The following is a 992-nucleotide window of genomic DNA, read 5'->3' as shown; positions in this document are numbered from 1 at the left end:
GGAGTTGGCCCTCCTCTGGGTCGCCGACCGGGTCGACGAGTACCTCCAGGAGTACCGCAGCGAGCACAAGGTCTCGAAGATCTGGGGCTCGCGCGAGCGGATCGTCGTCGGCCTCACCGGCGGGCCTGAAGGACAGACCCTGCTGCGCCGGGCCGCGCGGCTCGCGGAGAAGGGCGCGGGCGGCGAGGTCCTCGCCGTCTACATCTCCCGCAGCGACGGCCTGACCGCGGCCTCGCCCAAGGAACTCGCCGTCCAGCGCACCCTCGTCGAGGACCTCGGCGGCACCTTCCACCACGTGGTGGGCGACGACGTCTCGGCGGCGCTGCTCGACTTCGCACGCGGCGTGAACGCCACCCAGATCGTCCTCGGCGTCTCCCGGCGCAGGCCCTGGCAGTACGTGTTCCGGCCCGGCGTCAGCGCGACGGTGGCCCGCGACTCGGGGCCCGACCTGGACGTGCACATCGTCACCCACGACGAGGCCGCCAAGGGGCGCGGGCTCTCCCCGCGCCGCAGGACGGGGCTCGGCAGGTCCCGGACCATCTGGGCCTGGCTGTGCGGCGTCGGCGGCCCCTTGCTGCTCACCTGGCTGCTCAGGTCGGCCGCCCCCGAAGTGGGGCTCGCCAACGACATGCTGCTGTTCCTGACGCTGACCGTGGCGGCGGCGATGCTCGGCGGACTGCTGCCCGCGCTGGCGTCGGCGACGGTGGGCTCCCTGCTCATCAACTGGTTCTTCACGCCGCCCGTCCACACCCTCACCATCACCGACCCCCGGAACATCGTCGCCCTCGCCATATTCATAGGGGTGGCCGTCTCGGTCGCCTCGGTGGTGGACGTGGCCGCCCGCCGCACCCACCAGGCGGCCCGGCTGCGCGCCGAGTCGGAGACCCTCTCCTTCCTCGCGGGCAGCGTGCTGCGCGGCGAGACCTCGGTGGACGCCGTGCTCGAACGGGTGCGGGAGACCTTCGGCATGGAGTCGGTGACCCTCCTGGAGC

At 72.8% G+C, this 992-nt stretch carries 1 protein-coding gene; it reads left to right on the top strand.

Annotation, left to right across the window (positions count from 1 at the left end; genetic code table 11):
* Positions 1-992 (top strand): DUF4118 domain-containing protein (locus tag ACQB60_RS45720; protein WP_496932037.1); only part of this gene is annotated, 992 nt, incomplete at both ends.

The organism is Streptomyces odontotermitis (genome assembly GCF_050510915.1).
GTDB lineage: Bacteria > Actinomycetota > Actinomycetes > Streptomycetales > Streptomycetaceae > Streptomyces.
Note: the sequence above shows the minus strand (reverse complement) of the source record. Positions and strands in the feature narration are given on the sequence as shown.